The 220-nt window shown below is 44.1% G+C and carries 1 pseudogene; it reads right to left on the bottom strand.

Going from position 1 to position 220, the window contains the following annotated elements:
- A pseudogene (locus FHP04_RS14665) lies at positions 1 to 220 on the bottom strand (IS1182 family transposase); the annotation flags it as partial.

Genomic DNA, 220 nt, shown 5'->3' with positions numbered 1-220 from the left:
AACTGAACAACCTTTGCACGCCTTGGTTTTGTACTGTTTAAAAGTGTAGTTTCTTGTTTTATAGTGGCTTTGGTTACTGGTTAGTTTATGTCCTTCGGGGCAGGTGTAGGTGTCGGTTTTTTGATTGTATATAAAATTCTCGGCATTGTACTTCGGATGCGGTGCCTGGCTAGCACGCCCAATGGCGGGTATGGCCACAAGCGTTTTAATGTCTAGCTGA

The sequence above is a fragment of the Aequorivita sinensis genome (assembly GCF_006346335.1).
Taxonomy (GTDB): Bacteria; Bacteroidota; Bacteroidia; order Flavobacteriales; family Flavobacteriaceae; genus Aequorivita; species Aequorivita sinensis.
The sequence above is the reverse complement of the archived record's forward strand: the minus strand, read 5'-3'. Positions and strand labels throughout refer to the sequence as shown.